We start from the raw sequence: 438 nt of genomic DNA, 5'->3' as shown, positions 1-438 counted from the left end.
GATGCGGTCGCCGGGGAGAAACTGCACAGCCTCGTCGAAACACTGTCCGCGCCAAAGCCTCAGCCCGACGGCTCGCACGATCCACGGCCGGCCGAACGCAAACGTGCTGACGCTCTCGAAACGATCCTCGAGCTCGCCCAAAAGGGCCTCGCCGATGAGACGGTGTCCTGCAAGCCGACCGGTGGGGTGCTGTTGACCATCCCGGCCGACACACCGAAACTCGCGGCGCTCGAGTTCATGGGATCGGTCACGCCCGCCACCGCGAAAACTCTGGGCTGTGATGCGGGGATCACCGTGGTCATCGTCGACGGCTACGAAGTGCCGCTGAACGTGGGTCGCGAGAAGCGTCTGTTCACCCCGGCACAACGAAAAGCGTTGCTGCTGCGCGACAAATGCTGCATCAAGTGTGGTGCGCCCGCATCGCGCACCCAGGCGCAC

The 438-nt window shown here is 64.8% G+C and carries 1 protein-coding gene; it reads left to right on the top strand.

Annotated features, from left to right (window positions below):
- Window positions 1–438: DUF222 domain-containing protein (locus tag ACPXB3_RS22525; RefSeq protein ID WP_425729865.1), on the top strand; the 438-nt coding region annotated here is incomplete at both ends.

The organism is Gordonia sp. DT219, assembly GCF_049847065.1.
Classification (GTDB): domain Bacteria; phylum Actinomycetota; class Actinomycetes; order Mycobacteriales; family Mycobacteriaceae; genus Gordonia.
The sequence above is the reverse complement of the archived record's forward strand: the minus strand, read 5'-3'. Positions and strand labels throughout refer to the sequence as shown.